This window comes from Catenibacterium sp. UBA627 (assembly GCF_002299355.1).
GTDB classification, from domain to species: domain Bacteria; phylum Bacillota_I; class Bacilli_A; order Erysipelotrichales; family Coprobacillaceae; genus Catenibacterium; species Catenibacterium mitsuoka.
Window position 1 is genome coordinate 399 of the sequence record NZ_DBPF01000142.1, and the last position, 6,801, is coordinate 7,199.

Below are 6,801 nucleotides of genomic sequence, written 5' to 3' on the forward strand. Positions count from 1 at the left end.
ATGAATGGGACGAAATCAAATCTATATTTAGAAACCGTATTAAAACAAGCATGACACAGTTCTTAGTCACTATGCTTGCAACAGTTGTCTTTGACTTAACAGTCGCAATTGTATTAGGTATCTGTGTTTCAATGTTCTTGTTTGTGATTAATAACTCTTCATTACATGTTGAAACAAGTGCCATTGAACCACATAGATTAGATAAAGAAATCAATTATAACCATTCTACAACACGTGTTGTTTATGTCGCAGGACCTTTATTCTTTGGAAACCAGGATCAGCTCTTATCAAAAGTAAGAGAACTCATCGATGGATGTGATCATATCATTCTCTCAGTAAGAGGTGTTCCTTCTATTGATGATTCAGGTATTCATGAATTAATGGATGTTGTAGAGTTATATCGTGCACATAAAGTACAGTTCTATTTTACAGGTGTACAAAATAATGTCATGAGACAGTTAAGAAGACATCATTTTGATGCATATGTAGGTGAAGACGTATTCTATTGGGATGTTATTAAAGTTATAGAAATGTTGGAAGGAAAGTAGGGAAACCTACTTTTTTTCATAAGAAAAGAAGTGCCATGCACTTCTAGATAGACAACATATTAATAAGAATTTCAATAAACATACAGGAAATACTTTCATTATCAATAATTGAATTATGAGATAAATAAGAACCAGGTAATGTAATCGTATGTTTAAAATAATCAGATAAAGGGGCTTTCTCATTTAAAGTAATTAAATAAGAGTTCTCTGGTAATGTATCCTGAATATTAGGAACAAGATAATGAAGAACACCATTCTTACTTCCGTTAATAGAGAAATAAATAAATAGACTCTCATTATTGACTGCATTTAAAAGATGTGTGAACTCTAGATAATCCTGTGCTAAATAATTCATATAGCCTAGATCCTGTAATCCATAGCTTAATTGTTTAGCTGGTAAAGAAGAATAATGCATCCCACAAATAGAAATATTATTTGCTTGTTTTATATCTTCAATCAGATGTTCTATGACTGTTTGATTCATCATCTTAAAATGATTCATAGTATTGATATAGTGATTCACCAATGATTCAAATTTAGATCCATTATCTTCATGATGTGAATTCTTTAAATCATTCATTAATTCAAAACGGAAGTCTTTATAACCTTTAAAACCAAGACTCTGACAAAATCTTAAAACAGCAGAAGTAGATGTCTCTGCCTGATTTGCTAGTTTTGTGATTGTATAGGACTCCACCTGTTCGGGATGTTCTAGTATATAATCACATACCTTCTTCTCTGCATTGCTGAATTGTGTCTTCTTATGTTCAATAGTATTTAATAAATTCATTTTAATCACCTGTTTTCATTGTATAGAATCATGATAATATTGTCAATAATGCTTGACAAAACTATTAAATAGTGTGAATATTATCATATATGAATGATAATATTATCAAAAGGAGATATGAATATGAAACAATTACCAGAAGGATTCTTGTGGGGTGGAGCCACTGCGGACTTTCAGTATGAAGGTGGATTTAATGAAGGAGGAAGAGGATTACTTTCTCATGACTATGAAACAGATGGTTCATTAGAACATCCAAGAGCTCATACTTTACAAAGAGCAGATGGTTCTATCATTAGACCTAGAAGCTCATTCTTTTATGCTGATCCAGTACCACAAGACGCAAAACCTATCTTTTTAGATGACCAGTATTATCCAAGTCATCAGGCTGTAGACTTTTATCATCACTATAAAGAAGATATTGAACTCATGGCAGGCATGGGATTTAATGTATTTCGTTTTTCTATCTGCTGGAGTCGTATTTATCCAACTGGAGATGAATTAACACCTAATGAGGAAGGATTAAAGTTCTATGATGATGTCATCAATGAATTAGAAAAGCATGGTATGGAACCACTTATCACAATCTGTCATGATGAAATGCCTATGCATCTCGCTATTAAATACAATGGCTGGGCGAATAAACATGTTATTGATTGTTATGTGAAGTACTGTCAAACATTATTTGAACGTTATGGTTCTAGATGTAAATACTGGCTGACATTTAATGAAATCAACGCAGTCAGAGGATTTGGTCCATGTGGCACAAGAGAAAGTGATGGCTATACACGTTATCTAGGTGCACATCATATGTTTATTGCAAGTGCAAAAGCAGTCATTTTAGGTCATAAGATGATGCCTGATTCAATGTTTGGGGCAATGTATGCGATGAGTGAACTCTATCCTGCAACATGCAAGCCAGAAGATATGTTCCACCATATGTTAGAAAGAAGAGAAAACTGGTATTTTATTGATACAATGGCAAGAGGTTATTACCATCCTTACGCAAAAGAAGTATGGGCTCACCATGGTGTAGAGTCTCTTCCTATTACAGATGAAGAAAAAGATATCTTGAAAGAAGGACAATTAGACTTTGTTTCATTCTCTTATTATCGTTCAAATACAACCAAAGAAGGAGATCCTTGGTTTAATGTAGGTGGATCTAGTAACCCTTATCTAGAAAATACACCTTGGGGGTGGCCTATTGATGCGTTAGGATTACGTTATTGTATGAATGAAATCTATGATCGTATCCAGAAACCAATCTTTATTGTAGAAAATGGTATGGGTGCCATTGATGAAGCCGATGAGAACGGATATGTAGAAGATGATTATCGTATTGATTATCTAAAAAAACATCTTTCTGCAATGGCTGATGCAATCAATGAGGATGGTGTGGATTGTTTAGGTTATACAATGTGGGCACCTATTGATTTAGTTTCACTATCCACTGGTGAAATGAAGAAACGCTATGGCTTTATTTATGTAGATATGGATGATAAAGGACATGGTACACTCAAGCGCACAAAGAAAAAGTCTTATAACTGGATGAAGCATATTATTGAAACAAATGGAGCTGCATTAGATGACTCGAATAGTGAATAATCACTATTCTTTTTTTGTATTCGTTTACATATAATGACAAAGTCATTACAAATTCTAAATAGTCTTAGTGTATAAGTAAGGCTATTTAACACCTTAAAATAGGTGTTTTAAAACTGCAGTTTACATACAATTTAAAAATATACGATATATACACATGAAAATGAATTATTCACAGTTATGCACATTATGCACAAATATTATATAAATTGATTATGTAAGATTACAGTTAAAAAAGAGTTAGAAACATTGTATTAGATGAAATAAGTGTTAAAATAGAAAGGCAACCGATTACAAAAAAGGAGATAAAATCATGAAAGCATCTGATGTAATGAAAAGACTTTCTAGTGGTGAAATGATTTCTATATTAAAGGAAATCTATTCAGAGAAATTAGATCAACAGATACTCAGATACAAAGATGCCGTCCAGTCCTTTATTGATTATTTTGGTGATCAGGATATTATGATCATCAGTGTTCCAGGTAAATGTGAAATTGGTGGCAATCATACAGATCACCAGCGTGGACGTGTACTTGCATCTGCTATTCAGTTAGATTCTATTGCGATAATTGCGAAACAAGAGCGCTATGCAAAAGTAATCTATAATGAAATGAGTATTAATGAAATAGATACAGAAAATATAAAATATAATGAAGCCAAGAAAGGTACAATGGAATCATTGATCAATGGTGTTTTATTTGGATTGAACCAGAAGAATTATCATATTGGTGGTTTTAATGCTTATATTGAATGCAGCATTCCTAGAAATGTAGGTCTAGGTTCTAGTGCTAACTTTGGTATTATGATTGGTACAATTATTAACCATTTATATAATGAAGGACAGATTGAAAATAAATATCTTGTCCAGATTGGTCGCTTTGCGACAAATACATTTTATTGTAAACCAAGTGGTTTAATGAATGAATGTGTCTGCTGTGTAGGTGGATTTATTAAAGTGGATTTTAAGGATCCTAATTCACCAGATATTTGTAAACTAAATATTGATTTTTCTAATTTTGATTATACTTTATGCAGTGTGAATTCTAATCTGATTAGATCAGATAATACAGTTGATTATGATGCAGTGCCTGCAGAAATGATTGAGGTCGCTCACTTCTTTAAGAAAGATGTCTTAAGAGAAGTCTCTTTTGATGAGTTTATGAAGAATTATCGTATTGTTAGAGCAAGAGTAGGAGATCGACCAGCACTTCGAGCACTTCATTTCTTTAAAGAAGAAGAACGTGTTTTAAAGCAGTCAGAAGCTCTTGAAAGGGGAGACTTTGATACATTCCTTAGATTAGTGAGAGAATCGGGCGATTCTACTTTTAAAGCTCTTCAGAATATTTATCCACAGGGAAGTACACGTTGTCAAAATGTTGGAACAGCTATTGTCTTAAGTGAGAATTACTTAGGTGATGATGGAGTTGTAAAGGTCAATGGTGGAGGATTCTCAGGAACCATGCTAGCCTTTGTGAAAACTGATAGATTAAAAGACTATGTTGCTTATATGGATTCTATTTTAGGAAAAGGATCATGTTATGTGATTCATACAAGAGAACAAGGCGCTATTAGATTACTATAAAGCAGTGAAAAACTGCTTTTTTTTCATAGTGTTTGTGATATAATGTTATCGACATATGTCAGTAACTGGAGGCGTGTATGGTTAGACCAAAGAGATCAAGGACAATTACAGGAGTTCCTGACTACAATATGTTTGTGCCTGATGGCATTCCTCAAAGAGGCTATATAGAGCTTGCTTTAGACGAATTTGAAGTCATACGCTTAATTGATTATAAATCTTATACTCATGCCAAGTGTGCTAAAAAAATGAATATCTCACGTACAACAGTCACTGAAATATATGCCGGGGCAAGAAAAAAGATAGCACGTAGTATAATGGAAGGCTATCCTTTAAGAATTGAATGTAATGAATGTGCAAAAAAGGCAGGATATCCTGTGATAGACGTAAAAGGAGAACATATTATGAGAATTGCAGTAACTTATGAAAATGAATCAGTGTTTCAACACTTTGGTAAAACTTCACAGTTTAAATTATATGATATTGAAAATAATGAAATCAAAGAATCACAGGTTGTAGGTACAGAAGGATTAGGTCATGGTGCATTAGCTATCTTATTATCTAATATGAATGTAGATGTATTGATCTGTGGTGGTATTGGTAGAGGTGCTATTATGGCATTAAGTGGTTCTAATATTAATGTAGTGGGTGGAGTAACTGGTGATTGTGATGCTGCAGTGAAAGCTTATTTAGCTGGTACTTTAACTCCTGATGCAGAAGCAACTTGTGGATGCAGTCATGATAATTGTGAATGTCATCATGAATAGTAATTGACAAATAAATAAAACGAGAATAAAATCAACACTGTTGAATGCTCGGATGGTGGAATGGTAGACACGCCAGTTTCAGGTACTGGTGGTTTATGCCGTGTGGGTTCAAATCCCATTCCGAGCACCAATGGTCCAAGACGTGGGAGACCACGTTTTTTTAGTAAGAGGAGGTTCTATATGAAAAGGTTATTAGGTTTATTCCTTATCTTTGTACTTTGTATAGGCCTGACTCCATCTGTTGATGCTTATTCCAATGATCTTGTTCAGTTCATTGGTGATTCATATACACAAGGTTATTCAAGTGATGGTATGATCGTGGGATATAATTTATGGTATGTCCAGGCATGCCGCAAAGCACATCTGAAATATACTTCAGCATCGTATGGTGGTGTAGGGTTTGTGAAAAAGTCTGATGGACGCACATTTAGTACTTTATTAGATGAAGGCAAAGGTAAAAGAAATGCGAAATATGTAGTCATTACAGGTGGCTATAATGATAAGGATTTTTCTTATAAGACAATTAAGAATAAAGTCTATGAAACAGTAAAAAAGGCACAGACGCTCTATCCGAAAGCAAAGGTCTATGTAGGTATGACAGGAGATTCTGTAAATGAACATTTTAAGACTGTTATACAGGCATATAAGGATGGTACAAAAGAAGCAGGAGGTATTTATATTACTAATAGTGAAAATGCCTTAAATGGTAATCAGAGCTATTTTTCATCCGATGGTCATCATCCTAATAAATACGGACAGCGTGCTCTTGGTGAAACAATAGGTGGTTATTTCATGAAATGTAATAATGTGCCTGTCTATACAAAAGCTGCTTCTATTAAGATTGGTGCAGGTATTTATGCAGTTAAGAATAGACACTTTATAAATATCACAGGTCTTTATGATAACTATTATATGGTCAATGGTATTGTAGATACATCTAAGACAGGTATTGTAGAAAATGATGGTGAATATTATAAGGTGGATGAAGGTAAAGTAGATACATCATACACGGGAATCTGGTCTTATAATGATCAGCAGTATTATCTTACAAATGGTCATACAGATAAGACTATGACAGGTTCTATAAAAGCAAATAAAACCTGGTATTATGTAGAAAATGGTGTTGTTGCGAATAAGGATACTTTAATGCAGATTGATGATCAATGGTATTATGTACATCAAGGTAAGATGGATAAGAGCTACACCGGATTAGTAGAATACAATGGACAGAACTATTATGTCGTGAATGGTATGGTAGACTTTAGTAAAACAGGCATGATTCATTTGAATGGTCAGTTATGTTATATTAAGAATGGTGTTTTAGAGAATAGCTATAGTAATTCTAATCTCTATAATGGTTCATGGTATTATATTCATGGTGATGAAATTCGCTGGTTAAAGTGAACACTATTGACAAAAATATAAAACAAGAATATATATAGAAACGTGGGTATCCACGTTTTTTATATGGAGGTAATTATGAAAAAATTAATAGGTGTTTTCATTTTTCTGCTTATT

6 protein-coding genes and 1 tRNA gene are annotated in these 6,801 nt (G+C 33.4%); 6 read left to right on the forward strand and 1 reads right to left on the reverse strand.

The window, feature by feature from the left end:
* A partial coding sequence (locus tag B2S90_RS09390) for an STAS domain-containing protein (RefSeq protein ID WP_286696952.1) occupies positions 1 to 548 on the forward strand: 548 nt, incomplete at its 5' end.
* A 43-nt stretch (positions 549 to 591) separates the two neighbouring features.
* Here the strand turns inward: B2S90_RS09390 and B2S90_RS09395 are convergent.
* Positions 592 to 1,338: a MurR/RpiR family transcriptional regulator gene (locus B2S90_RS09395; RefSeq protein WP_055234071.1), complete on the reverse strand. Its 747-nt coding sequence runs from the start codon at positions 1,336 to 1,338 to the stop codon at positions 592 to 594.
* A gap of 123 nt (positions 1,339 to 1,461) precedes the next feature.
* Between B2S90_RS09395 and B2S90_RS09400 the strand changes: the two genes are divergently transcribed.
* The 5 genes from B2S90_RS09400 (at position 1,462) to B2S90_RS09420 (ending at position 6,687) form a co-directional block, all read left to right on the forward strand.
* Positions 1,462 to 2,940: a glycoside hydrolase family 1 protein gene (locus B2S90_RS09400; RefSeq protein ID WP_055234072.1), complete on the forward strand. Its 1,479-nt coding sequence runs from the start codon at positions 1,462 to 1,464 to the stop codon at positions 2,938 to 2,940.
* Between the two features lie 310 nt (positions 2,941 to 3,250).
* Positions 3,251 to 4,519, forward strand: coding sequence for a galactokinase (locus B2S90_RS09405; protein ID WP_286696953.1), 1,269 nt, complete (start codon positions 3,251 to 3,253; stop codon positions 4,517 to 4,519).
* A gap of 77 nt (positions 4,520 to 4,596) precedes the next feature.
* Positions 4,597 to 5,283, forward strand: coding sequence for a DUF134 domain-containing protein (locus tag B2S90_RS09410; protein ID WP_070101868.1), 687 nt, complete (start codon positions 4,597 to 4,599; stop codon positions 5,281 to 5,283).
* Positions 5,284 to 5,329: 46 nt separating this feature from the next.
* A tRNA-Leu gene (locus tag B2S90_RS09415) sits at positions 5,330 to 5,413 on the forward strand.
* Positions 5,414 to 5,463: 50 nt separating this feature from the next.
* Positions 5,464 to 6,687, forward strand: coding sequence for a GDSL-type esterase/lipase family protein (locus B2S90_RS09420; protein WP_278779086.1), 1,224 nt, complete (start codon positions 5,464 to 5,466; stop codon positions 6,685 to 6,687).
* Positions 6,688 to 6,801 lie beyond the last annotated feature (114 nt).

What these genes read in the sequence shown, in the direction of transcription:
- B2S90_RS09395 (WP_055234071.1), bottom strand. Translation starts at nt 1,338, where the DNA reads ATGAATTTATTAAATACTATTGAACATAAGAAGACACAATTCAGCAAT.
- B2S90_RS09410 (WP_070101868.1), top strand. Translation starts at nt 4,597, where the DNA reads ATGGTTAGACCAAAGAGATCAAGGACAATTACAGGAGTTCCTGACTAC.
- B2S90_RS09405 (WP_286696953.1), top strand. Translation starts at nt 3,251, where the DNA reads ATGAAAGCATCTGATGTAATGAAAAGACTTTCTAGTGGTGAAATGATT.
- B2S90_RS09420 (WP_278779086.1), top strand. Translation starts at nt 5,464, where the DNA reads ATGAAAAGGTTATTAGGTTTATTCCTTATCTTTGTACTTTGTATAGGC.
- B2S90_RS09400 (WP_055234072.1), top strand. Translation starts at nt 1,462, where the DNA reads ATGAAACAATTACCAGAAGGATTCTTGTGGGGTGGAGCCACTGCGGAC.